Genomic DNA, 23,037 nt, shown 5'->3' with positions numbered 1-23,037 from the left:
CATCATGGCCATGCAACACGCTTCCGACTGGGACCGGGACGCCGCGCTGACGACGGCGCGCATCCTGCTGGAGATCAAGGCGGTGAATTTCCGCCCCGAGGAGCCCTATACCTTCACCAGCGGCTGGAAGAGCCCCGTCTATATCGACTGCCGCAAGATCATCTACTTCCCCCGCGCCCGGAACCGCATCTGCGACCTGGCGGTGGAGAAGATCGGCCGGCATATCGGCTACGAGTCGATTGATGCGGTCGCGGGCGGCGAGACGGCCGGCATCCCCTTCGCCGCCTGGATCGCCGACCGGATGATGGCGCCCATGGCCTATGTGCGGAAAAAGCCGAAGGGCTTCGGCCGCAACGCCCAGATCGAGGGCGACGTGCCCGAGGGCAAGAACACCCTCCTCGTCGAAGACCTGACCACCGACGGCGCCTCCAAGATCCGGTTCGCCCAGGCGCTGCGCGATGCCGGCGCGGTCTGCGACCACACCTTCGTCGTCTTCTTCTACGGCGTCTTCCCCGGCAGCTTCGAGACGATGAAGGGGATGAACCTCTCGCTGCATCATCTCTGCACCTGGTGGGACGTGCTCGAGGTCTGCCGCGAGCGGCCCTATTTCAGCGAGTCCGCGCTGAAGGAGGTGCGGAAATTCCTGGAAGACCCGGTGGGCTGGTCGAAGGCGCATGGCGGCATCGGCTCGGCGGCGGAGGCCAAGGCGAAGGAGGAGTAGCGGCATGCCGATGCGCCGCCTCGCCGCGGCTGCCGGGGCCGGCCTGCTGGCCCTGGCGGCGCCCGCCCTTGCCCAGCCGCGCGAAACGCTGACCATCGGCATCAGCCAGTATCCGGGCACCTTCCACCCGAATTTCGAGGCGATGGCGGCGAAGTCCTATGTCCTCGGCTTCGCCCGCCGCCCGATCACCGCCTATGACGCCACATGGCGCCTCACCTGCCTTGCCTGCGAGAGCCTGCCGACGCTCGAGAATGGCGGCGCGGTGCGGGAGACAACGCCGGATGGCAAGCCCGGCATCCGCGTCACTTACCGGCTGCGCGCCGATGCCCGCTGGGGCGATGGCCGCCCCGTCTCGGCCGAGGATCTGCGCTTTGCCTGGGAGGCGGGGCGCGAGCCCGCGACCGGCATCGGCCCGGCGGATTTCTACCGCTCGGCCTATGAGCTGATCGTCGAGGACCAGCGCACGGTCACCCTGCGCTACGACAAGGTCACCTTCGAATACAACTCGGCCGGCGACTTCCAGCCGCTGCCCGCGCATATCGAGCGTGCCCGCTGGCAGGCCGATCCGCGCGCCTACCGCAACCGCACCGCCTACGATACCGAGACCACCAATCCCGGCCTATGGTCCGGGCCCTGGCGCATCGCCGCCGTGCAGCCCGGCGCCGGCGTCACGCTGGAGCGGAACGAGGCCTGGGCCGGCCCCGTCCCCGCCTTCCGCCGCATCCAGATCCGCACCATCGAGAATACCGCGGCGATGGAGGCGCAGCTCCTCGCCGGCCAGGTCGACATGGTCGCGGGCGAGCTCGGCCTGCCGCTGGAACAGGCCGCGGCGCTGGAGCGCCGCACCGGCAGCCGCTTCCGCTTCGAATACAAGCCGGGCCTGGTCTACGAGCATCTCGGCCTTCGCCTCGACAACCCGATCCTCTCCGACCGGCGGGTGCGCCAGGCGCTGCTGCTGGCGATCGACCGTGGCCAGATCGTGCAGCGCCTGTTCGACGGCCGGCAGCCGGTGGCCGATACCGGGGTGAATCCGCTGGATGTCATGCACGACCCGGACGCGCTGCGCTGGCCGCACGATCCCGCCCGCGCCGCCGCCCTGCTCGATGAAGCCGGCTGGCGGCCCGGCCCGGACGGCATCCGCCGCAATGCGGTCGGAGAGCGCCTTTCGGTCGAGCTGATGACCACCGCCGGCAATCGCGGCCGGGAAGCGGTCCTCCAGGTCATCCAGGGCATGTGGCGCGGGGCGGGCGTGGAGGCGCGAATCCGCAACGAGCCGCCGCGGGTGCTGTTCGGCGAGACCCTCTCCCGCCGCCGCTTCCAGGGCGCCGTGCTCTATGCCTGGATCAGTGCGCCGGAGAACGTGCCCCGCACCACCCTGCACTCCGAGGAGATCCCCTCCGAGGCCAGCAACTGGTCGGGCCAGAATTACGGTGGCTACCGCAATCCGGCCATGGATGCGCTGCTGGAAGCCCTGCCGCGCGAGCTGGACCGGGAGCGGCGCCGCGCCCTCTGGTCGCAGTTCCAGCGGATGTTTGCCGAGGATCTGCCGGAGCTGCCGCTCTGGTTTCGCGCCGATGCGCATGTCTGGCCGCGCTGGCTGGAAGGCGTGCGGCCGACCGGCCATCTCAACCCGAGCACCCTCTGGGCGGAAGAATGGCGGGCGCGATAGCTTTCGTCATGGCGTGATATTGCGAGTCATTCTCAGTTGCGCTAAGTCACCCAGGTCGCAACCGGGATCCCCTTCGCATGTCGCTCCGCGCCCCGCTTCCCAACCTCCAGCCGAGCCTAGGCCTCGCGGGCGTCGGCCTGCTGGCCGCCGCGCCGGGCGCGCTGGCGCAGGGGGGACCGCCGGATGCTGGCGCGATCGCCCTGCCGGAGATGAATGTCCAGGGCCAGAACCCGCCCCGCTACCGCGCCGACGACACCCCGGTGGTCCGCCTGCCCACCTCGGTGCGCGAGGCGCCGCAGAGCATCACCGTCGTGCCGCGCGAGCTGATCGAGGAGCGGGGCGCCACCTCGCTGCGCGAGGCGCTGCGCAACGTCACCGGCATCAGCCTCGCCGCCGGCGAGGGCGGCTTCTCCGGCGACAACCTGACGCTGCGCGGCTTCAGCGCTCGCAACGACTTCTTCATCGACGGCATCCGCGACTCGGCGCAATACACCCGCGACCCCTTCTTCCTCGACAGCGTCGAGGTGCTGAAGGGCCCCTCCGCCATCATCTTCGGCCGCGGCTCCACCGGCGGCGCGATCAACCTCAGCACGCGCATGCCGCAGGCGCGCAATTTCGGCGAGCTGACGCTGAGCGGCTTCTCGCCCTTCGGCCTGCGCGCCACCTCCGATATCGGCATGTATTCCGGCACGGTCGGGGTGCGGCTGAACGCGATGGCGACGCGGCAGGATATCGCGGGCCGCAACCATGTGACGAATGAGCGCTGGGGCGTAGCACCCTCGGTCACCTGGGGCCTCGGGACGAATACCCAGGTCTCGCTGCACTTCCTGCACCAGTCGGAGGACAATGTTCCCGATTTCGGCGTGCCCATCGTGCGTGGCCGCCCGGCGCCGGTCTCCTACAACACCTTCTATGGCCTCGCCGGCGTGGACCGCGAACGCACCGAGACCAATGTGATGACGCTGACGGCGCAGCACCGCTTCGCCGACGGCATCAACCTCCGCAACACCTTCCGCTACGGCAATTACGACCGCAACATCAACGCGACCGCGCCGCGGCTGCTCACGACCATCACGCCCACGACCAATCTCTCGACCGTGCTGGTGAACCGCCAGCCCCAGGTGCGGCGCGGCACCGACACCATCCTGCAGAACCAGACCGAGCTGCGTGCCGTCGCCAATACCGGCCCGCTGCGCCACCAGATCGTCACCGGCATCGAGCTGGGCCGCGAGACCTCGCAGCTCACCCGCTTCACCAGCAACAACCGCCCCAACGCCACGCTGTTCAACCCGAATTACTTCCAGGCCTTCGACCAGACGCTCTCGGTCAACACCGATGCGGACACCACGGCGCATACGCTCGGCCTCTTCCTCGCCGACCAGATCCGCATCGGCGAGTATTTCGAGGTGCTGCTCGGCGGCCGCTACGACCGGTTCGAGGCGGATTTCAACAGCCTGGCCGGCGCGACCGGCATCACGACGAAGCTGAACCGCACCGACGACATGTTCAGCTGGCGCGGCGCGCTGGTCTTCAAGCCGCTCAGCACGGTGCGGACCTATTTCTCCGCCGGCACCTCCTTCAATCCAAGCGCCGAGGCGCTGACGCTGGCCGCCAATACCGCCACCCTGGCGCCGGAGAAGAACCGCTCCTTCGAGATCGGGGCGAGCTGGGACGTGACGCAGGACCTCTCGATCCGCGGCGCCGTCTTCCGGATCGAGAAGACCAATGCCCGCACGCCGGATCCCGCCAACGGCACGCTGAACGTGCTGAATGGCGAGCAGCGCTCGGACGGGTTCGAGATTTCGGCGGCCGGCCGCATCACGCGGAACTGGAACGTCATCACCGGCTACACCTATCTCGACTCGCAGATCACCCGCTCCGGCACACCGACCGAGGTGGGGAAGGAGCTGCTGAACACGCCGCGCCACACCGCGACCTTCTGGACCAGCTACGATCTGCCCTATGGCGTGCAGCTCGGCGGCGGCTTCAGCTATATCGACAAGCGCTACGGCAACAATGCCAACACCGTCATCGCGCCCGCCTATATGCGCTACGACGCCGCCGTCGCCTGGGGCATCACCGACCAGCTCCAGCTCCGGCTCAACGCACTGAACCTCACCGACAAGCGGTTCTATGAGGGCGTCTATGCGGGGAACATCACCCCGGGCGCCGGGCGCACCTTCATCCTCAGCCTCGCGGCACGGTACTAGCCGTGCTGCTGCGGATCGAAGGCCTGCTATCGGCCGACAAGCTTGCCGAGGCGCGCGCATTGCTGGCGCGCGCCCCCTGGGTGGATGGCCGCGTCACCGCCGGCCATCAATCCGCGCAGGTCAAGGACAATCTGCAAATCCCCGAGGGTTGCGCCGAGCATCGCGCCCTCGGCGACCTCGTGCTCGGCGCGCTGGAGCGGAACCCGCTCTTTATCTCGGCGGTGCTGCCGCAGCGGGTCTTCCCGCCGCTCTTCAACCGCTACGAAGGGGGCATGGCCTTCGGCGCGCATGTGGACAATGCGATCCGCCAGATCACCGGCACCGCCTCCCGCATCCGCACCGATGTCTCCTGCACCCTCTTCCTCAGCGAGCCCGAGAGCTATGAGGGCGGGGAGCTGCTGATCGAGCACAGCTACGGCGCCGAGCGGGTGAAGCTGCCGGCCGGCGATGCGGTGATCTATCCCGCGACCAGCCTGCACCGCGTCGCCCCCGTCACCAGCGGCGCCCGCCTCGCCAGCTTCTTCTGGGTGCAGAGCATGGTGCGCGATGCCGGCCAGCGCGCCCTTCTCTTCGATCTCGACATGGCGATCAACCGCGCCCGTGCCGACCTGCCCTCCGGCCATGCCTCGCCGACGGAGCTCACCGCCGTGTACCACAACCTTCTGCGGCGCTGGGCCGACGCATGACCATCCGCCGCGCGCTGCTTCTCGGCCATCGCTGGCTCGGCCTTACCCTCGGCCTGGTGCTGCTGCTGCTCGGCGTGACCGGCAGCATCCTCTCCTTCCAGCGGGAGATCGACGCGGCGCTGAACCCGCAGCTCTTCCGCCCGAGCGGGCCGGCGAACCCGGATCTCAACTACGCCGCCATCCTGAAGCTGGCCGAGCAGGCGACCGGCCGCACCCCCGGCAGCATCCGCCCGCCCGACGATGTCTGGCCGGTCTGGGTCGTCTCCCCGCCCCGGATGCGCGGCACGCCGCCGGGGCCGAATGCCTATCTCGATCCCGCGACCGGCACGCTGCTCGGCGAGCGCGACGGTCGCGGCAGCTTCATCGGCGTGACGCGGCAGCTGCATGAAGCGCTGCTGCTGCGCGACTGGGGCGGGCATGAGGCGGTGGGCTGGCTCGGCGTGCTGCTGCTGTTGTTTGCGCTCTCCGGCATCTGGCTCTGGTGGCCGCGCGGGGGCTCGCTCGGCGCGGCGCTGGTCACGGTGCGGCGGCGCCCGACGGTGGTGCTCAACCTCGACCTGCATCGCGTCATCGGCATCTGGATGGCGGTGGTGCTGGCCGTCGTCGCCCTCTCCGGCACCGCCATCGTCTTCCCTGGCTGGTTCCGCCCGCTCCTTGGAGTCGCGGCGCCGGCGCAGCCCTCCCCTGCCCCACCGCGGCGCGATCCGATGACGGTCAATGCCGATGCCGCCGTCACCGCCGCGCTGGCGCATCTGCCGGGTCAGGTGGCGACTGGGCTGCTGCTTCCTTCGCGTGGCCGCCAGGCCTGGCAGGTCACGCTCCGCCCCGCCGATGGCAGCGCCGAGGTGCGCGCCCGCAGCTTCGTCACGATCGATCCCTGGACCGGGGCGGTGACGGAGGAGCGCGGGCCGCGTACCCGCAGCCTCAGCGAGGAGATTCTTGCCATGCAGCGCTGGCTGCATGGCGGCGCGCTGCTCGGCTGGCCCGGCCGGCTGCTGGTCTTCGCCTCGGGCATCGCCATGCCGGTGCTTTTCGTCACCGGGCTCGCCGCCTGGCTGCTGCGCCGCCGCAACCGCCGCCGCCTCGCCGTTCCGCAAGGGAGGACTGCATGAACCCCGCCGCCCCGCCTGCCGCCGACCTGTCCGTCGCCGGGCTGATCCTCAATGCCGATCCGGTGGTGCAAGGGGTGATGGCCCTGCTGCTGCTCGCCTCCTTCGCCTGCTGGGCCATCATCATCGAGAAGTCGCTGCTGCTCGGCCGCCTGGCGCGCGAGGCGCAGGGCCTCGCCGCCCTGGCTGCCGCCGGCGCCGTCGTGCCGCCCGAGGGCGATGCGGCGCGCGACAGCCTGTCCGCCGCCGTGCTGCGTGCCGGCCTGCCGGAATGGCGCGAGGGGCGCGACACGGCGGAATCCGCCGGCGAGTTCCGCGACCGGCTGGAGCGCAGCATGCGCGCCGCCGTCACTGCCACCCTCCGCCGCGCCGAGCCGGGCCTGCCGCTGCTGGCCACCATCGGCTCGGTCAGCCCCTTCGTCGGGCTGTTCGGCACGGTCTGGGGCATCATGCACAGCTTCTTCGGCATCGCCGCGCGGCAGGATACCGGCCTCGCCACCGTGGCGCCGGGCATCGCGGAGGCACTGTTCGCCACCGCCATCGGCCTCGTCGCCGCCATCCCGGCGGTGATTGCCTATAACCGCTTCGCCACCCGCCTCGCCCGCATCCGGCAGGAGGCGATCGGCGCCGTCAGCGCCCTGGCCAGCCGCCTCGCCCGCCGCCCCGCCATCGCCGGCGCGGCCCGCCGCAGCGCGGAGGCCCCGGCATGAGCATGCGGATGCCGGGCGACGGCGATGAGGAAGGCTCGCCGGTCGCCGAGATCAATGTCACTCCGCTGGTCGATGTGATGCTGGTGCTGCTGGTCATCTTCATGGTGACGGCGCCGATGCTGACCACCGGCGTCGCGCTGGACCTGCCGCGCACCGCCGCCGCGCCGCTGACGCCGCCGCAGCCGCCGCTGGAGCTCAGCCTGACCCGCGAAGGCGGGCTCTTTCTCGGCCCCGATCCGGTCGAAGAGCCGGCGCTGGAGCCGCGGCTGCGCGCCCTGCATGAGGAAGCCCCGGAACGCGCGCTGCATCTCCGGGCCGATGCCGGGCTCGATTATGGCGAGGTGCTGCGGGTGATGGGGCTGGTGCAGCGGGCGGGGATCGCGCGGGTGGCGCTGGTCTCGCAGCCCGCGCCGCCACGGGCGCCATGAAGCTCCAAGGCGCCCGGCGCCTCGCCTGGGTCGCCTCCGCCGGCCTGCATGCCGCGGCCGCGGGGGCGCTGCTGCATGGGCTGCCGCGCGAGGCGGAGGCGGTGCTGCCGGTGATGCTGCTGGAAATGCCGGCCCCCGCCGCACCTGCCGAGCCGACGCCGGAACCCGTCGCCGAGCCGCCGGCGCCGGTGCTGGCCGAGGCGCCGCCCGAGCCAGCCCCGCCGCCCGAGCCGCCCCCGCCGCCGCTCGCCGAGGCACCCCCGGAGCCCGTCCCGGAGCCGCCCCAGGCGATGGCGCCGCCCGAGCCTCCGCCGCCGGAACCGCCCCCCCCCGTGGAGGAGGTCGCGGAACTGCCGCTGCCGCCGCCCCCGCCTCCGCCGCAGCCGGTGCCCCGCCCGGTCGCGCCGCCGCGCCGGCCGCAGCCGCCGCGGCCGGTGGTTCCCAGCATGGCCGAAGCTTCACCCGCCGCGCCGAGCCCGGCCGCGCCCTCGCCCGCCCCGACGCCGGCCCCGGTCTCCGCCGCGCCCTCGCCGAACTATGCCTCGCTGCTCATGCAGGCGCTGGAGCGGCATCGCCGCTACCCGGAGGAGGCTCGCTGGCGCCGCGCCCAGGGCGTCGCGCTGCTGCGCTTCCGCATGCGGCGCGACGGCACGGTCGTCGGCTACCGGATCGAGCGCAGCGCCGGCGACGCCGCTCTCGACCAGGCGGTGCAGACGATGATCCAGCAGGCCTCCCCGCTGCCGGCACCGCCGGCCGACCTGGCGGGGGATCCGGTGGAGCTGACGGTCCCGGTCCGCTTCACCTTACGGTGAGCCGGATGCCGGGATTGCCATGGCGTCATCCGGCGGTGCCGGGCGGTGGCGCCGATGTCATCGCCGCGCCTCGCAACGCCAAGGCGTCCCGTTGCATTCTTCTGCGCTGAGGGTCGGACGATGGCCCCCGCAGAAGGACCTCCAGGCGATATGTCCCCCGTGATCCGCGTCGAGCGCCTGACCTCCCAGTCGCTCGACGAACCGACCGCCGCCGGGCTGGAGATGACGCCGGTGATCGACGCGCTGCGCGCGGCGGGCGAGGCGCTGGAGCAGCAGAGCCTCGAGGCCGCCCGGGTCGATCTCGAGAATGCCGAGCTGGAGTTGCGCTGCCATGACGGCATCGCCGTCGGGCCGCATCCGACGCTCGCCCGGGCGCTGGAAGCGGTGACGGCGGCGCGCGAGCAGATGGCGCGGGCCGAGACGGCGGAGGCCACCACCGCCATCAACCGCGCGATCGGTCTCCTCTCCCGGCTTTAGCCGCCCACGGGCCCGCCACCGACCCGCACCAACGCCGCCAGCACGCTGCGCGGCGGCACGCCGGGCTGGAATTCCGGCCAGCGCGTGCCGGGCCGCTCGAAGCTCGCCCCCGGCTCGGCGCCGGGGTGGCGGATGCCGGTGAAGAGCGTCTCCCCATCCGGCGTCAGCGCCGCACCACCGACCGAGGCCCCGCGCGGCGCGCCATAGATCGGCACCGGCACGCCACGCGCCGGCCCGGCGAGGTCGCAGCAATAGAGACCCTCGGCCTGCGGCCCGATGCGCCCGCCCCGATCGGTGCCGATCCAGGCCCGGCCTAGCGCATCCACTGCGACGGTGTGCGGATTCTCCGGCCAGGCACTGCCCGGCGGCAGGCCGAGGCCACCATAGCGCGCCTGCGGCCCGCGCGGGTCGCCAGCGGCGAAGAGCAGCCGGGCCGAGGCGCCCTCGGCCCCGTCATCGCCCCCATCGGCGGAGAATTCGAGGACATGGCCCGAGGGCCGTGCCGGGCTGCCATGGCAGGCCAGCAGCAGCCGCGGCCCCATCGGATCCAGCCCGAGGCCGGAGGGCGTGTCGAAGGGGCTGCCGCCCGCGGCCTGGGCGCCGGAGAGCGGCGGCGCCCCCTCCGGCAGCGGCAGCCAGCTGAGCCGGTCGCCCTCCAACCGGGCGACGAAGAGCCGCCCCGTCTCCAACGCATCCTCGCCCGCGGCCGGTCCGGCCGAGACGAAGCGGAAGACGAAGCCGCCGATCCGCCGGTCGGTCATATAGACCACGGCCCGCCCGTCCCGGCTCAGCGTCGCCGCCACATCGCCATGGGCCAGGCGGCCGAGCGCGCGGCGTTTCGCCGGGACGGATTGCGGGTCGAAGGGGTTGAGCTCGGCGACGAAGCCGAAGCCACCCCCATCGGCAAAGGCCGGATCGAGCCCGCCCAGCCGTGCCTGCCATGGAGCCGGATCGCCCTCGGCCAGCAGCAGCGTGCCCCAGGGCGTGACGCAGCCGCCCGAAAGGCCGAGCAGCCCGCGCACCCCGGCGCCGCCCGAGAGGCGGCAGAGGGTGGAACCGCCGAGCCGCCGGCTCTGATAGCCGCCATCCACCACCACCCAGCGGCCGCCCTGCTTTTCCAGGTTCAGCAGCGAGGCGCCCTGCATCGCCGCCGCCGCCGCCGGCAGGTCCTGCCCGCCGGGGAAGGCCATGGCGGGATCAACGGTGGGATGCGTCACCGCCAGCACCGCACGGGCGATGCCATCGGCGGCCGGCTGCTGCGGCACGGCGATCCCGACGACGCGCGCATCCCAGCCGAATTGCGCCCCGGCGGCATCCGGATCGGGCGTGCGCGGCATCCAGCGCGGCGCATCGAAGGTGACGCGGTCGCCCCAGCGCATCATCACGTCGCGACGGTAGCCACGGGCCACCGTATCGTCCTGCTTCACCGGCAGGGCGAGCGGCGCGAGCTCGTTTGGCCGCGGCTGGGCCAGGGCCGGCGCGGCCATGGCCGCGGCGCCGGCGGCGAGAAGGCTGCGGCGCCCGATCATGCCGGCACCACAGGCGGCGGCTGGTGGACGGTCACCGGCGGCAGCTTCCCTTCCCATCGCTCGACCTGGACCAGGCAGGATTGCGCCGAAGGGCCCTGGCCGAGCCGGGAGGTGCCGATATCCGCCGTCAGCACATTCGGGTTGCCATGGACGCAGAGTGCATCCGGGTCGCCCGGCACCAGCGGATCGTACCAGGCCCCGGTCGCCATGGCGGCGACACCGGGCAGCATCCCCTCCTTGATCCGGACGCCGCCGAGGCAGGCGCCGCGGTCGTTGAAGACACGGACGATATCGCCCTCCCGCAAGCCGCGGGCGGCGGCATCTTCCGGGCTCAGATGGATCGGCTCCCGCCCCTGGATCTTGCCCGCCGCGGCGACGCGGCCGGGATCGAGCTGGCCGTGCAGCCGGGTCGCCGGCTGGAAGGAGAGGAGGTGCAGCGGGAAGCGCGCCGCGGCCGGCGCCCCGAGCCATTCCCGCGGCTCCCGCCAGACGGGATGGCCGGGGCAATCGTCATAGCCGAAGCTGGCGATGGTCTTGCTGAACAGCTCGACCTTGCCGGAGGGCGTGTTCAGCGGCTCGCCCTCGGGATCGGCACGGAATTCGGCGAATTGCGTGTATTCCTCGCCCGGCGCGATGGGCGGCGCCTCGACATGGCCTTCGGCCCAGAAGCGGTCGAAATCGGGTGCCTCGAAGCCGAGCCGGCCGCAGGCGATCCGCCACTGGCCGTAGAGGTGGCGCAGCCAGGCGCCCTCATCCCGCTGTTCGGTGAAGCGGTCGCGGTAGCCGAGGGCATCGGCGATATCGGCGAGCATGTCGGCGTCGTTGCGCGCCTGGCCCTGGGGCGGGATCGCCTGGTGCATGGCGCGGACGAAGCGGTCGCGGCTGCTGCTGGCGATGTCGTTCCGCTCCAGCGTCGTGGTCGCGGGCAGGACGATATCGGCCTGGCGGGCGAGCGCGGTCCACCACGGTTCCTGCACCACGATGGTCTCGGCCCGCGCCCAGGCGCGCTGCAGCCGCGGCAGGTCCTGGTGGTGATGGAAGGGATTGCCGCCGGCCCACCAGATCATGCGGATGTCGGGCAGGGTGATGTCCTGGCCGTTGAACTGGAGCACCTCGCCGGGCCGTTCCAGCAGCTCCGTCACCCGCGCCACGGGGATGGCGAGGCCAGCCGGGTTGCGGATGCCGGGCGAGGAGACCGCCGGCAGCTCCCGCCGCGGCACGCCCATGCCGCCGATGCTGCCATAGCCGAAGGCGACGCCCTGGCCGGGCTTGCCGATGGCCCCCAGCATGGCGGCCAGCGCCACCAGCATCCAATAGGGCTGCTCGCCGTAATCGGCACGTTGCAGCGACCAGGCGGCGGTCAGCATGGTGGGCTGCGCCGCACAGTCGCGCGCCAGCCGGCGGATCGTCTCCGCCGGGATGCCGGTGATGGGCGCGGCCCAATCGGGCGTCTTCGCCTGACCATCCGCCTCGCCGAGGATAGTGGCCCGCAGCCTGTCCCAACCCGTGCAATGGGTAGCGAGGAAGCCGCGATCCTCCTGCCCCGCCTCGACCAGCGCATGCGCCATCGCCAGCAGCAGCGCGGTATCCGTCCCCGGCCGGATCGGAATCCATTCGGCGGCCAATTCGGCTTCGGTATCGCCGCGGAAGGGGGAGATATTGACGAAGCGCACCCCGGCCTCGGCGGCCTGCCGCATCAGCGGGATGTACTCATGCCGCCCCTGCCCGCCCGAGGCGACCATGCCGTTCTTCGCGGCCAGCCCCCCGAAGCAGAGCATCAGCCGCGCATGCCGTGCGATCGCCGCCCAATCCGTGGTGCGGCCCAGCAGCACCTCATTCGTGCCAAGGATATGCGGCAGCAGCGCCTGGGCCGCGGCATAGGAATAGGCATGGACCGAGGAGGTGAAGCCGCCGCCGAGGCCGAGGAAACGCTGCAGCTGCGTCTTCGCATGGTGGTAGCGCCCCGCCGAGGACCAGCCATAGGAGCCGCCGAAGATCGAGGTCGCGCCATGCTCCGCCCGGACCCGCGCCGTCTCCTCGGCGAGGATGCGCGTCACCGCGTCCCAGGAGACCGGGACGAAGGGGTCGCCGCCGCGCAGGTGGCCGCGCCGCCGGCCTTCCAGCCAGCCCTTCCGGATATAGGGCCGGTCGATGCGACAGGGGGCATGGACGACATCCGGCACCGCCTCGATCAGGCTGCCGGGGAAAGGGTCCGGGCCGAAGGGGCGCACGCCGGTGACGCGGCCACCCTCGACCACGGCATCGAAGTAACCCCAATGCGAGGCATGCGGCTTGATCTCGGTCATGACCCTTGTTTCGCGCCCCGGGCGATGCCTGTCCACCGGGGGCTCTTGGGTTGGCGGTCAAACCCTGGCTACACTCGCACATCCGTCAGGAAGGCCACCGCCATGACCCCGCCCCGCAATTCCAATGCCGCTCGCGACATCGCCTATGCGCTGCACCCCTATACCGACCACAAGGCGCATCTGCAGAACGGCCCGCTGGTGATCAGCCGCGGCAAGGGCGTCCGCGTCTTCGACGAACAGGGGAAGGAATATATCGAGAGCGTCGCCGGCCTCTGGTGCGCGAGCCTCGGCTTCGACAATGAGCGCCTGGTGCAGGCCGCCGCCGACCAGATGCGGAAGCTGCCCTTCTACCACGCCTTCACCGCCAAATCGCATGAGCCGCTCATCGACCTCAGCGAGATGCTGATCGAGCGCGCCCCTTCGCCGATGAGCAAGGTGTTCTTCGCCAATTCCGGGTCGGAGGCGAATGACAGCGCGATCAAGATGATCTGGTACATGAACAACGCCATCGGGCGGCCGGAGAAGAAGAAGATCATCGCCCGGCTGAAGGGCTATCACGGCATCACCCTCGCCGCCGCTTCGCTGACGGGCCTGCCGGCCAACCACAAGCTGTTCGACCTGCCGCTCTCGGGCTTCCACCACATCTCGACGCCGCACCACTACCACAACGCCCAGCCCGGCGAGTCGGAGGAGGATTTCGCCACCCGCCTCGCCGAGGAGCTGGAGCAGAAGATCCTGGCCGAAGGGCCGGAGACGGTCGCCGCCTTCTGGGCCGAGCCGATCATGGGCGCCGGCGGCGTCATCCTGCCGCCCGCCGGCTACTTCCCGAAGATCCAGGCGGTCCTGAAGAAATACGACGTGCTCTTCGTCGCCGACGAGGTGATCTGCGGCTTCTGGCGCACCGGCAGCTACTGGGGCAGCCAGACCCTCGGCATCCAGCCGGACATCCTGGTCTGCGCCAAGGCGCTCAGCGCCTCCTACCTGCCGATCTCGGCGGTGATGGTGAGCGAGCAGGTCTTCCAGGGCATCGCCGAGGGCTCCTCCTCGGTCGGCACCTGGGGCCATGGCTTCACCTATTCCGGCCATCCGGTGCCGGCCGCCGTCGCGATCGAGACGCTGAAGATCTATGACGAAATGGACATCGGCGGCCATGTGAAGCGGGTGGGCGCGCATATGCAGGCGCAGCTCCGCGCCCGCTTCGCCGATCATCCGCTCGTCGGCGAGGTGCGCGGCACCGGCCTGATCGGCGCGATCGAGCTGGTGGCGGACAAGGCGACGAAGACGAATTTCGACCCGGGCCAGAAGGTCGGCGGGCGCCTCACCAAGCTCGGCGAGGAGAACGGCGTCATCCTGCGCGCCATGACCAATGACAGCATCGGCTTCTCCCCGCCTCTCATCATCACCGAGGAGGAGGTGGACGAGATGCTGAACCGTGTCGCCAAGTCGCTCGACGAGGTCATGGTGCAGGTGCGGCGCGAGAGCATCGCCGCCGTTTGATCCGTCGGGACTGGTCGCCCTCGCTGCCGATCGCCGTCGCCCTTGCGATCGGCCCGGCGGCGGGGGTGCTGCAATCGAAGGCGCTGGCGCCCATCGCAGTGGTGGCGCTGGCGCTTTGCATTCTGGCGCATCGCCTGCGGCATGGCGCCTGGCCCTGGCCGCGCGGGATACCGGCCTGGCTGGCAATCGGCCTCTTTGCCTGGGGCGCGGTGACGGCGCTCTGGGCGCCGGAGCCGTGGCGGGCGCTCGGCACCTCGCTGCAATTGGGCGGCTTCGTCGCCCTCGGTGCCGCCGCCGCCCGTGCGGTGGCCGAGGCGGAGGAGGCCGAGCGGCAGCGCCTGCTGCTTGTGGCGACCGGCGGGCTTGCGGCTGGCATCGCGCTGGCCGGGCTGGATGCCGCCAGCGGCAATGCGATCCGCGCCGCAGTGCGCGGGCTGCGGGAGATTCCGCCCCAGCTCGTCTTCGGGCTGAAGCCGGCTGCCTCCGCCATGGCGCTCTGGCTGCCGCTGGTGGCCGCGGCGCCGCTCGCCTGGTGGCTGCGCGCGCTGGTGCTGGGGCTTGGCGCGGTGGTGCTGGTGCTGCTGCCGGGGGAATCCGCCAAGCTCGCCCTCGGCGCCGGGGTGTTGGCGGGCCTGGGCGGCGCGCTGATGCAGCGGCGCACCGCCAGCCTGCTCGGTGCCGTCCTGGCGGTGGCGATCGTGGTCATGCCGGCCGTCCTCGGCCCGCTGCTGGCGCGCGGCGTCCCGGCGGCCGGCATCCCGCCCTCGGCAGCGCATCGGCTGCTGATCTGGGATTTTGTCATCCACCGCATCGCCGAACGCCCGATCCTCGGCTGGGGGATGGAGGCGAGCCGGAGCATCCCCGGCCATCGCGACCATCCGAGCCCGGAGGCGCTGGCCCGCTTCGGCCTCACCGGTCCCGCCAGCGCCCCCTGGCTGGCGACGGCCGAGCTGCTGCCGCTGCATCCGCATAACGGCGCGCTGCAATTGCGGCTGGAGCTCGGCTGGCCTGGCGTCGCCATCGCGGCGGTGCTGGCGGCGCTGCTGGCGCTGGCCTGCCGCCATGCCGTCGCGCTGGCCATGCTGGCGGCAGGCGCAGTGACGGCGATGCTGAGCTTCGGCGCCTGGCAGGAATGGTGGGTGGGGGCGGAGCTGCTGGCAGTGGCCGCGGCCGCCGCCCTGCCGGTCAGACCACCCCGGCCGAGAGCAGCTGCTGCACATGCAGCAGCCCCACCGGCCGCCGCCCCTCCTGCACCACCAGGACATTGATCCGCCGCGCATTCATCTCGGCCAGCGCGGCGCTGGCGATCTCCTCCGGCACGGTGTGACGCGGGCTGCGGGTCATCACCGCGCGCACCGGATCCGTCAGGACGCCGGGATGCATATGCCGCCGCAGGTCGCCATCGGTGACGATCCCGGCCACCTCGCCGGCCGCATCCACCGCGATGACGCAGCCGAGGCTATGGCCGGTCATGGCGATGATGGCCTCGCCCATGGTCGCATCCTCGCGCACCAGCGGCAGGCCGGGGGCCTTCGCCATCACCTCCCCCACCGTGAGCAGCTGGGCACCGAGCTTGCCACCCGGATGGAAGCGATGGAATTCGGCCGGGGTGAAGCCCCGCCGCTCCAGCAGCGCCATGGCCAGCGCATCGCCGAGCGCCATCTGCACCAGGGTCGAGCTGGTGGGCGCGAGGCCATGCGGGCAGGCCTCGGTCACCGGCGGCAGGACCAGCGGAATGTCGGCGGCGCGGCCGAGGGCGCTCTCGGCCCGGCCGGTCAGGCCGATCAGGGTCACCCCGAAGCGGCGGCAGTAATGGATGATGTCGCGCAGCTCCGCCGTGTCGCCCGACCAGGAAAGCGCGAGGACCACATCCTCGGCCGTCAGCATGCCGAGATCGCCATGGCTGGCCTCGGCGGGGTGGAGGAAGAGCGCGGGCGTGCCGGTCGAGGCCAGGGTCGCCGCGATCTTCCGCCCGACATGGCCGCTCTTGCCCATGCCGCTGACGACGACGCGGCCGCGGGCGGCATGGATGGTCTCCACCGCCTGGGCCACTGCCGCGCCGAGCGGCCCGTCCAGCGCCGCGGCCAATGCCGCCATGCCCTCGCGCTCCACCGCCACGGTGCGGGCGATGGTGGCGCGGATCAGCGCCGGGTCGGGGGCGTGCCGCACTGCCGCGCTCATGGAAAAGCCCGCCTGGGGGGCGCCAGCATGGCGCGGGCACGCTCCAGATCCTCTGGCGTATCGACGCCGAGGGGCACCACCGCCACCTCCTGCGCATCGACCCGCATCCCCGCCTCCAACGCGCGGAGCTGCTCCAGCTTCTCCCGCCGTTCCAACGGCGAGGGCGGCAGGGCGACGAAGGCGGCCAGCGCCGCGCGCCGCCAGGCATAGAGGCCGATATGGTGGTAGAGCGGCCCCTCCCCCCAGGGCGCCGTCGCCCGGGTGAAATAGAGCGCCCGGTGCCGCCCGCCGCCGAGCGGCGAGCCCACCATCTTCACCACCTGGGAGGCCGTCCGCTCCTCCTCCCGCACGATCTCGGCGACCAGCGTGCCGAGGGCCACTTCCTCCGCCGCCATCAGCGCCGCCGCGGCGCGGATCGCCGCCGGGTCGAGGGTCGGCAGGTCGCCCTGGACATTGAGGATGAGGTCATGCCGCCCCTCCGGGTCGAGCAGGCCCAGCGCCTCATGGATCCGGTCGGAGCCGGAGGGGTGGTCAGCCCGCGTCATCACCGCGCGGCCGCCGGCCGCCTCCACCGCCTCGGCAATGGCGGGTGTATCGGTCGCCACCGCGACCGGGCCGATATCCGCCTCCTGCGCCCGGCGCAGGACATGGGCAATCATCGGCACACCATGGATATCCGCGAGCGGCTTGTCCGGCAGCCGCGTCGCGGCGAGCCGGGCGGGAATCAGGACGATGGGGTTCATGCCGGGAGGTGCTGCTTGGCGAGGTGGTCGAAGGCCATCAACGTCTCGATCAGGCGGGGGAAATCCCGCAGCGGCACCATGTTCGGCCCGTCGGAGGGCGCATGGTCGGGATCGGGATGCGTCTCGATGAAGACCCCGGCGACGCCGACCGCGACCGCTGCGCGGGCCAGGACGGGGACGAATTCCCGCTGCCCGCCCGAGGAGGTCCCCTGCCCGCCCGGCTGCTGCACCGAATGGGTAGCGTCGAAGATCACCGGCGCGCCCATCGCCGCCATGATCGGCAGCGCCCGCATGTCGGAGACCAAGGTGTTGTAGCCGAAGGAAGCGCCGCGCTCGGTCGCCAGCACCCGCGGATTGCCGGCGCCGGTCACCTTGGCGATGACGTTCTTCATGTCCCAGGGCGCCAGGAATTGGCCCTTCTTGACGTTGACCACCCGGCCGGTGGCGGCGGCGGCCAGCAGCAGGTCGGTCTGGCGGCAGAGGAAGGCCGGGATCTGCAATACATCCACCGCCTCGGCGACGGGCGCGCATTGATCCGGCTCATGCACATCGGTCAGCACCGGCAGGCGCAGGCTCTCGCGGATCTCGGCGAAGACCGGCAGCGACTGGGCCATGCCCATCCCGCGCGCGCCGCTGGCGCTGGTGCGGTTGGCCTTGTCGAAGCTCGCCTTGAAGACCAGGCCGAAGCCGAGCCCGGCCGCGATCTCGCGCAGCGCCGCCGCCATCTCCAGCCCATGCGCCCGGCTTTCGAGCTGGCAGGGCCCGGCGATGACGGCGAGCGGCAGGTGGTTGCCGAAACGGACCTGGCCGATCGAGACGACCGGATCGGGGGCGGACATGCGGCGCGGTTCCCTGCTGGCAGTACGGGGCCGGTATCCCGCATTCCGCCTCCCGGGATCAAGCCGCCCGGCCTATCAGGCACTTCTAGTCGAACAGGGCGGGGAGGTCGCGCAGCCGCGGCGCGCGCCGGTCCTTGTCGGAGAGATGCACCGCGCCCGGCTCGAAGGGCCAGGGCAGGGCGAGGTCGGGATCGTCCCAGGCGATGCCACGATCGCAATCCGGGGCGTAATAGTCGGTGACCTTGTAGGCCACCTCAGTATCCGGCTCGAGCGTGCAGAAGCCATGCGCGAAGCCGACCGGGACATAGAGCTGCTGGCCATTCGCGGCCGAGAGCTCCACCGCGACATGCTGGCCGAAGCTCGGCGAGGAGCGGCGCAGGTCGACCACGACATCGAGCACGGCGCCGCGCAGCACCCGCACCAGCTTCGCCTGCGGATGCGGCGGCAGCTGGAAATGCATCCCCCGCACCGTCCCGACCTGGGCCGAGAGCGAGTGGTTGTCCTGCACGAAGACATCCGTAATGCCGAGCGCGGCGAAGTCGCGCGCGCTGTAGGTCTCCTGGAAGAAGCCGCGATGGTCGCCGAAGCGGCGAAAGCCGACCAGCACCGGGCCGGGAAGGCCGAAAGTCCGAAGCGTGAAATTGCCCGCAACGCGGCTTTGATCGTGAATCGGCATCGTCCTGAGCTCTGGCGCGGCGGCGGCCGCAGCACTGCCGCCGCGGCGAGGGCGCGTCAAGGATTCACCGGAAAGATCGCGGTGGCGTCCTGGATTTCACCGCTTCTTTACCCGGGCCTGGAATCATGCCGCCAACCGGCCCGAGAATCGCGGTCGCCAGCCAAGGGAAAAGCCCGATGCCGCTGAATTCCGTGAACACCAATGTCGGCGCCATGGTGGCGCTGCAATCGCTGAACCGCACCGGCGATGAGCTGGCAGCAACCCAGAAGCGCATCTCGACCGGCTATCGCGTCGCCGATGCGAAGGATGATGGCGCGGCCTACGCGGTCGCCGAGCGCATCCGCGGCGCCGTCGCCGCCACCACCTCGGCCAATGAGCAGCTCGGCGGCGTCAAAGGCCTGCTCGATGTCTCGAATGCGGCGCTGGAGAATGTCTCCTCCGCCCTCACCAAGCTCCAGGCCGTCACCGTGAAGCTGGCCGATGGCACGATCACCGCCGAGCAGCGCAGCCAGTACCAGTCCCAGGCCGGCGAACTGACCAACAACATCAAGAGCTTCATCAAGGACGCCAGCTATAACGGGCTGAACGTCCTCGACGACCCCAGCACCCTCGCGGTTCAGGTCGTCACCAACGGCACCGGCACCTACTACACCTTCAGCGGCTACAAGGCGCTGACCAACATCTTCAACAGCGTCTCCGGCGCCAGCACCTGGACCCGGGGCGATGCCTCCTCGGCGCTGACCAAGACCGGGGCGGTCGGCAAGGCCATCACCAACACCCTGACCGAGCTCAATAATTTCGGCAGCTACTCGAACTACATCGACAGCCAGATCAACTACAACAAGTCGATCCTCGACGCGCAGCAGAGCGGCCTCGGGGCGCTGATCGATACTGATATGGCGAAGGAAAGCGCGCGCCTCCAGGCCCTGCAGATCCGCCAGCAGCTCGGCACCCAGGCACTCGGCATCGCCAACCAGGCGCCGCAGTCGCTCGTCAGCCTGTTCCGCGGCTGACCTGATCTAATTGCGCCGCACCTGCCAGAAGCCGGCAGGCGGCACGGAACTGGCCGAATCGGCCACCGGCGCCAGGGGTATCAGCGGCCGCTGCGGCGGCCCGCCCGGCTGGCCCGTGACCGGCGGCAGGCTTTCATAGGATCGCGGTACCGGCCCGCGCAGCGGCTCCGGCACCGGGGCCAGCGCCGCCTGGGACAGCGGCGCGAAGACCGGCCCGGTCTCGGGCGCCCGCACCGGCGCCATGGGCGGCAGGGTCGCGGCCGGAGGCAGAACCGGGCTGCGCGGTGTCTCCATCGGGGAAGGTCCAGGCAGGGCAGCAAGCGCCGCCAGCGTCGGCGGCTGCGCCGGGAGCCCACCGATCCGGGCCGGGGGTGCCTCGGCGGTCGGGACCATCGGCCGTCCGCCCGGCTTGAAGGCCTGGCTGCTGATGATCGGCCCGCTGCCGCGCGCCCCACTGGCGAAGCGGCCGGCCCCGCCGGGCACGCAGCGGAACATCAGGTCATAGGCGGCGCGGTCGATCTGCCGCTGGACCAGCTGCGCCTCCGCCCCCTGGGCCGTGCAGAAGCCGGACGCGTCGGCCAGCGCCTTCCGGGTCGCCTCGCCCAGGTCGCGCCCCGTCACCGTGATGCGGTGCGTGCCGTCGCCCATGGCGAGAATCCCCGAGGACTGCACCGAGCCGCAGCCCGCCAGCACCAGAACCGTCGCCACCCAGCCGCCTGCCCGCACTCGCATCCCACCCCGCTCCGACCTCACCTTTCCTTTACCGGAGGTAGGACCTTCACGCAGCGGAATTCACGCCCTGCGGGTCCCTCCCGCCCAGGGGCGGACCGATCTAGAAGGGCAGCAAGACCTGTCGGGAAGGAAACTCCATGCTGCACCCCCGCCGCCGCAGCCTGCTCGCGGCCCCTGCCCTGCTGCTGGCTGCCGACGCCGCGGCGCAGGATGCCTGGCCCAGCCGTCCGGTCACGCTGATCGTCCCATGGGCACCGGGCGGATCGAACGATGTCGCCGCCCGGCTTCTCGCGCCGCAGCTCGAGGCACGCTTCGGTCAGCCCTTCATCGTCGAGAATCGACCCGGCGGCGGCGGCAGCGTCGGCATGTCCGCGGTTGCCCGCGCCCGGCCGGATGGGCAGACCCTGCTGGTCTCCTCCGCCTCCAACCATGTCTTCCACCCGCTGATCGCCCGCGACCTGGCCTATGACCCGCGCGAGGCGTTGCAGGCCGTCGCCATGCTGGTCGATGTGCCGAATGTCCTGGCGGCGACGAAGGGCCTCGGCGTGCGCACCGTCCCGGAGCTGATTGCCAAGGCAAAGGCGACACCGGGCGGGATGAGCTTCGGCTCCTCCGGCGTCGGCTCCTCCAACCATCTGGCGGGGGAGCTGTTCCGGCTGCGCACGGGACTCGACCTGACCCATGTGCCCTATCGCGGCGGCGGCCAGGCCATCACCGACCTCGTCGCCGGCACGGTGCCGATCGTCTTCCTGAACCTGCCGACGGTGGTGGGCCCGGCCGATGCCGGGCAGGCGGTGATGCTGGCGGTCGGGACCGATCGTCGCATCGCCAGCCGGCCGGATATCCCGACCATCCAGGAGGGCGGCGTGCCGGACTACTCCGTCCGGTCCTGGACCGGCCTCTTCGCCCCGCGCGGCACGCCCCGGCCGGCCATGGACCGGCTGGCCGGGGCGCTGCGCGAGATCCTCGGCCTACCCGCCATCCGCGCCCGCCTGACCGAGATGGCCAGCGAGCCGATCTGGATGGACCCGGCCGAAACCGACCGCTTCGTCGCCCAGGAATATGACCGCTGGGCGCCAGTGGTGCAGGCGGCCGGCGTCAAGCCGGAATAGGCGCCCCCAATCCGCCGGCATTGGTCTTCTGGTCGGCGACGGCGGTGACCCCCGCCAGCTTGCCGAAGACCGAGCCGTTGATGAGGCCCGAGCCGCCCGGATAGTTGAAGTAGAAGATCCCGCCCACCAGTTCCCCGGCCGCATAGAGGCCGGTGATCGGCTGCTGGTCGGCATCCAGCACCCGCGCCTCGGTATCGATGCGGAGGCCGCCGAAGGTGAAAGTAATGCCGCAGCCGACCTGATAGGCCTCGAAGGGCCCCTCATCGATGGTGTTCGCCCAGTTGGACTTGTTCACCGCCAGCCCCTCGGTGCAGCGCCCGTCCTTGATGTTCGGGTTGAAGGGGATGTCCTGCCGCACCGCGGCATTGTAGGCGCGGATCTCCTCGAGGAAGCCCTTGGCGTCCACGCCTTCCAACTTCGCCGCCAGCTCCTCCAGCGTGTCCGCCTTCACCTTGGTGACCTGCTTGATCCGGTATTCGTCGCGCAGCTGCTTCTCCACCTTCCGGTCGAAGACCTGCCAGGCGAAATTGCCCGGCTGCTCCAGCACCACGCGGCCATATTTGGCATAGGTGTAGTTGCGGAAATCGGCGCCCTCATCGAGGAAGCGCTTGCCGTTCGCGTTGATCAGCACGCTCCACGGGTAGCTGTGCTTCTGGAAGGCGTCGCCGACCGCGAGGTCGCCATATTCCGGCGCGTTGAAATCCCACTGCACCGCATGGCAGCCGGAGTAGTTGCCGAAGGGCGAGGCGCCGATCTCCAGCGCCATCTTGATGCCGTCGCCGGTGTTGAAGCGGGTGCCGCGCACCTTGGCCAGTTCCCAGCCGGCGCCGAGATAGCGGGTTCGCATCTCGGCATCGCCCTGGAAGCCGCCCGCGGCCAGGATCACGCTCGGCGCCTTGATGTCGTAGATGCGGCCGGGTGACTTCACCTGCACGCCTTCCACCTTGAAGCCGTCATAGAGGATCTTCTGCGCCCGCGTGGCGTAGCGGATCTCGATGCCGCGCTTCTTCGCGGCTTCCGTCTCCGCCTGCACCAGGCCAGGGCCGCCGCCCCAGGCGCAGACGGTCAGCCCGCCCCAGAACTTGAACTTGCCGTCGATCTTGAAGGCCTGCTGGCCCCAGATCGGGGCGAATTTCACGCCCTTGCCATGCATCCACTTCATCGTCTCGAAGCTGCGGCGGACCAGGATCTCGCAGAGGTCCGGGTCGGTGCGGTTCCGGGTGACGCGGAACATGTCGTCGAAGAACTGGTCCTCGGTATAGGTGCCGAAATCGGTGATGGCGATCTCGGCCTCGGTGAGGTCCGGCATGATCGCCTTCAGATCCTCGACCCCGCGATAGGCGAAGCGAATGTTGCCCGCGGTGAAGCGGGTATTGCCGCCCGCCTCATCCTCCGGCGCCCGCTCCAGCACCACCACGCGCGCGCCCTGTTCCTGGGCGGAGAGCGCGGCGCAGAAGGCGGCATTGCCGCCGCCGACCACGATGACGTCGAATTCTTCGGACATGACGGGGTCCCCTCGCGTATGTGCACGGATGTATACATGGACGGCGCTGCCAGTCCAGCCCAGGCTACGGCCGAACCGAGAGG

The 23,037-nt window shown here is 71.1% G+C and carries 21 protein-coding genes; 13 read left to right on the top strand and 8 right to left on the bottom strand.

The genetic code is table 11. The features are described 5' to 3' along the window. Positions 1-4: 4 nt before the first annotated feature. From JMJ55_RS15795 to JMJ55_RS15755, 9 genes are all read left to right on the top strand, one after another. A complete protein-coding gene (locus JMJ55_RS15795) occupies positions 5-721 on the top strand; it encodes an orotate phosphoribosyltransferase (RefSeq protein ID WP_202826541.1) in 717 nt (238 codons plus the stop codon). 4 nt (positions 722-725) lie between these two features. Next, entirely contained in the window at positions 726-2,390 is a 1,665-nt protein-coding gene (locus tag JMJ55_RS15790) for a peptide ABC transporter substrate-binding protein (RefSeq protein ID WP_328702666.1), read from the top strand. Between the two features lie 77 nt (positions 2,391-2,467). Continuing rightward, positions 2,468-4,600, top strand: coding sequence for a TonB-dependent receptor (locus JMJ55_RS15785; protein WP_202826540.1), 2,133 nt, complete (start codon positions 2,468-2,470; stop codon positions 4,598-4,600). Positions 4,601-4,602: 2 nt separating this feature from the next. Beyond that, the gene (locus tag JMJ55_RS15780; protein ID WP_202826539.1) at positions 4,603-5,286 is read left to right on the top strand and encodes a Fe2+-dependent dioxygenase; all 684 of its coding nucleotides are present in this window, start codon (positions 4,603-4,605) and stop codon (positions 5,284-5,286) included. Next, positions 5,283-6,398, top strand: coding sequence for a PepSY-associated TM helix domain-containing protein (locus JMJ55_RS15775; protein WP_202826538.1), 1,116 nt, complete (start codon positions 5,283-5,285; stop codon positions 6,396-6,398). The genes JMJ55_RS15780 and JMJ55_RS15775 overlap by 4 nt, the downstream gene beginning before the upstream one ends. Then, complete coding sequence (locus JMJ55_RS15770) at positions 6,395-7,105, top strand: MotA/TolQ/ExbB proton channel family protein (protein ID WP_202826537.1); 711 nt, start codon at positions 6,395-6,397, stop codon at positions 7,103-7,105. Before JMJ55_RS15775 ends, JMJ55_RS15770 begins: the two co-directional genes overlap by 4 nt. Continuing rightward, the gene (locus tag JMJ55_RS15765; protein WP_202826536.1) at positions 7,102-7,533 is read left to right on the top strand and encodes a biopolymer transporter ExbD; all 432 of its coding nucleotides are present in this window, start codon (positions 7,102-7,104) and stop codon (positions 7,531-7,533) included. The genes JMJ55_RS15770 and JMJ55_RS15765 overlap by 4 nt, the downstream gene beginning before the upstream one ends. Continuing rightward, entirely contained in the window at positions 7,530-8,345 is an 816-nt protein-coding gene (locus JMJ55_RS15760) for an energy transducer TonB (RefSeq protein ID WP_202826535.1), read from the top strand. The genes JMJ55_RS15765 and JMJ55_RS15760 overlap by 4 nt, the downstream gene beginning before the upstream one ends. A gap of 150 nt (positions 8,346-8,495) precedes the next feature. Beyond that, positions 8,496-8,822 carry a hypothetical protein gene (locus JMJ55_RS15755; protein WP_202826534.1) on the top strand — a complete coding sequence of 109 codons (327 nt, stop codon included), beginning with the start codon at positions 8,496-8,498 and terminating at the stop codon, positions 8,820-8,822. Here JMJ55_RS15755 and JMJ55_RS15750 read toward each other — a convergent pair. Beyond that, positions 8,819-10,351, bottom strand: a complete 1,533-nt coding sequence (locus JMJ55_RS15750; RefSeq protein ID WP_202826533.1) for a PhoX family protein — start codon at positions 10,349-10,351, stop codon at positions 8,819-8,821. The genes JMJ55_RS15755 and JMJ55_RS15750 overlap by 4 nt on opposite strands. Continuing rightward, positions 10,348-12,657, bottom strand: a complete 2,310-nt coding sequence (locus tag JMJ55_RS15745) for a molybdopterin-dependent oxidoreductase (protein WP_202826532.1) — start codon at positions 12,655-12,657, stop codon at positions 10,348-10,350. Before JMJ55_RS15745 ends, JMJ55_RS15750 begins: the two co-directional genes overlap by 4 nt. Before the next feature lie 102 nt (positions 12,658-12,759). Here JMJ55_RS15745 and JMJ55_RS15740 point away from each other — a divergent pair, with 102 nt between their 5' ends. Continuing rightward, positions 12,760-14,154, top strand: coding sequence for an aspartate aminotransferase family protein (locus JMJ55_RS15740; RefSeq protein WP_202826531.1), 1,395 nt, complete (start codon positions 12,760-12,762; stop codon positions 14,152-14,154). After that, positions 14,151-15,422 (top strand): O-antigen ligase family protein, encoded by a 1,272-nt coding sequence (locus JMJ55_RS15735; RefSeq protein ID WP_202826530.1) that lies wholly within the window; start codon positions 14,151-14,153, stop codon positions 15,420-15,422. The genes JMJ55_RS15740 and JMJ55_RS15735 overlap by 4 nt, the downstream gene beginning before the upstream one ends. Here the strand turns inward: JMJ55_RS15735 and JMJ55_RS15730 are convergent. The 4 genes from JMJ55_RS15730 to rfbC form a co-directional block, all read right to left on the bottom strand. Beyond that, positions 15,340-16,335 carry a KpsF/GutQ family sugar-phosphate isomerase gene (locus JMJ55_RS15730; RefSeq protein ID WP_202826529.1) on the bottom strand — a complete coding sequence of 332 codons (996 nt, stop codon included), beginning with the start codon at positions 16,333-16,335 and terminating at the stop codon, positions 15,340-15,342. The genes JMJ55_RS15735 and JMJ55_RS15730 overlap by 83 nt on opposite strands. Continuing rightward, entirely contained in the window at positions 16,332-17,078 is a 747-nt protein-coding gene (locus JMJ55_RS15725) for a 3-deoxy-manno-octulosonate cytidylyltransferase (RefSeq protein WP_202826528.1), read from the bottom strand. The genes JMJ55_RS15730 and JMJ55_RS15725 overlap by 4 nt, the downstream gene beginning before the upstream one ends. Further along, positions 17,075-17,917 (bottom strand): 3-deoxy-8-phosphooctulonate synthase, encoded by an 843-nt coding sequence (kdsA, locus tag JMJ55_RS15720; protein WP_202826527.1) that lies wholly within the window; start codon positions 17,915-17,917, stop codon positions 17,075-17,077. The genes JMJ55_RS15725 and kdsA overlap by 4 nt, the downstream gene beginning before the upstream one ends. A gap of 85 nt (positions 17,918-18,002) precedes the next feature. Next, a complete protein-coding gene (gene rfbC, locus JMJ55_RS15715) occupies positions 18,003-18,593 on the bottom strand; it encodes a dTDP-4-dehydrorhamnose 3,5-epimerase (protein WP_202826526.1) in 591 nt (196 codons plus the stop codon). Between the two features lie 176 nt (positions 18,594-18,769). Here rfbC and JMJ55_RS15710 point away from each other — a divergent pair, with 176 nt between their 5' ends. After that, positions 18,770-19,606 carry a flagellin gene (locus JMJ55_RS15710; RefSeq protein WP_202826525.1) on the top strand — a complete coding sequence of 279 codons (837 nt, stop codon included), beginning with the start codon at positions 18,770-18,772 and terminating at the stop codon, positions 19,604-19,606. 6 nt (positions 19,607-19,612) lie between these two features. Here the strand turns inward: JMJ55_RS15710 and JMJ55_RS15705 are convergent, their stop codons facing one another. After that, positions 19,613-20,338, bottom strand: coding sequence for a hypothetical protein (locus tag JMJ55_RS15705; RefSeq protein ID WP_202826524.1), 726 nt, complete (start codon positions 20,336-20,338; stop codon positions 19,613-19,615). 137 nt (positions 20,339-20,475) lie between these two features. Here JMJ55_RS15705 and JMJ55_RS15700 point away from each other — a divergent pair, with 137 nt between their 5' ends. Continuing rightward, positions 20,476-21,450, top strand: coding sequence for a Bug family tripartite tricarboxylate transporter substrate binding protein (locus tag JMJ55_RS15700; RefSeq protein WP_202826523.1), 975 nt, complete (start codon positions 20,476-20,478; stop codon positions 21,448-21,450). Here the strand turns inward: JMJ55_RS15700 and tcuA are convergent. Then, positions 21,437-22,954 carry an FAD-dependent tricarballylate dehydrogenase TcuA gene (tcuA, locus tag JMJ55_RS15695; protein WP_202826522.1) on the bottom strand — a complete coding sequence of 506 codons (1,518 nt, stop codon included), beginning with the start codon at positions 22,952-22,954 and terminating at the stop codon, positions 21,437-21,439. The two genes, JMJ55_RS15700 and tcuA, sit on opposite strands and share 14 nt — an antisense overlap. Between the last annotated feature and the right edge of the window lie 83 nt (positions 22,955-23,037).

The organism is Belnapia mucosa (genome assembly GCF_016775475.1).
Lineage (GTDB): Bacteria > Pseudomonadota > Alphaproteobacteria > Acetobacterales > Acetobacteraceae > Belnapia > Belnapia mucosa.
The sequence above is the reverse complement of the archived record's forward strand: the minus strand, read 5'-3'. Positions and strand labels throughout refer to the sequence as shown.

Excerpts from the sequence above, each read along its gene's own strand:
- JMJ55_RS15790 (WP_328702666.1), top strand. The coding sequence starts at position 726 with ATGCCGATGCGCCGCCTCGCCGCGGCTGCCGGGGCCGGCCTGCTGGCC.
- JMJ55_RS15760 (WP_202826535.1), top strand. The coding sequence starts at position 7,530 with ATGAAGCTCCAAGGCGCCCGGCGCCTCGCCTGGGTCGCCTCCGCCGGC.
- JMJ55_RS15795 (WP_202826541.1), top strand. The coding sequence starts at position 5 with ATGGCCATGCAACACGCTTCCGACTGGGACCGGGACGCCGCGCTGACG.
- JMJ55_RS15770 (WP_202826537.1), top strand. The coding sequence starts at position 6,395 with ATGAACCCCGCCGCCCCGCCTGCCGCCGACCTGTCCGTCGCCGGGCTG.
- JMJ55_RS15775 (WP_202826538.1), top strand. The coding sequence starts at position 5,283 with ATGACCATCCGCCGCGCGCTGCTTCTCGGCCATCGCTGGCTCGGCCTT.
- kdsA (WP_202826527.1), bottom strand. The coding sequence starts at position 17,917 with ATGTCCGCCCCCGATCCGGTCGTCTCGATCGGCCAGGTCCGTTTCGGC.
- JMJ55_RS15705 (WP_202826524.1), bottom strand. The coding sequence starts at position 20,338 with ATGCGAGTGCGGGCAGGCGGCTGGGTGGCGACGGTTCTGGTGCTGGCG.
- JMJ55_RS15765 (WP_202826536.1), top strand. The coding sequence starts at position 7,102 with ATGAGCATGCGGATGCCGGGCGACGGCGATGAGGAAGGCTCGCCGGTC.
- JMJ55_RS15785 (WP_202826540.1), top strand. The coding sequence starts at position 2,468 with ATGTCGCTCCGCGCCCCGCTTCCCAACCTCCAGCCGAGCCTAGGCCTC.
- JMJ55_RS15740 (WP_202826531.1), top strand. The coding sequence starts at position 12,760 with ATGACCCCGCCCCGCAATTCCAATGCCGCTCGCGACATCGCCTATGCG.
- JMJ55_RS15755 (WP_202826534.1), top strand. The coding sequence starts at position 8,496 with ATGTCCCCCGTGATCCGCGTCGAGCGCCTGACCTCCCAGTCGCTCGAC.
- rfbC (WP_202826526.1), bottom strand. The coding sequence starts at position 18,593 with ATGCCGATTCACGATCAAAGCCGCGTTGCGGGCAATTTCACGCTTCGG.
- JMJ55_RS15710 (WP_202826525.1), top strand. The coding sequence starts at position 18,770 with ATGCCGCTGAATTCCGTGAACACCAATGTCGGCGCCATGGTGGCGCTG.
- JMJ55_RS15750 (WP_202826533.1), bottom strand. The coding sequence starts at position 10,351 with ATGATCGGGCGCCGCAGCCTTCTCGCCGCCGGCGCCGCGGCCATGGCC.
- JMJ55_RS15745 (WP_202826532.1), bottom strand. The coding sequence starts at position 12,657 with ATGACCGAGATCAAGCCGCATGCCTCGCATTGGGGTTACTTCGATGCC.
- JMJ55_RS15700 (WP_202826523.1), top strand. The coding sequence starts at position 20,476 with ATGCTGCACCCCCGCCGCCGCAGCCTGCTCGCGGCCCCTGCCCTGCTG.
- JMJ55_RS15730 (WP_202826529.1), bottom strand. The coding sequence starts at position 16,335 with ATGAGCGCGGCAGTGCGGCACGCCCCCGACCCGGCGCTGATCCGCGCC.
- tcuA (WP_202826522.1), bottom strand. The coding sequence starts at position 22,954 with ATGTCCGAAGAATTCGACGTCATCGTGGTCGGCGGCGGCAATGCCGCC.
- JMJ55_RS15725 (WP_202826528.1), bottom strand. The coding sequence starts at position 17,078 with ATGAACCCCATCGTCCTGATTCCCGCCCGGCTCGCCGCGACGCGGCTG.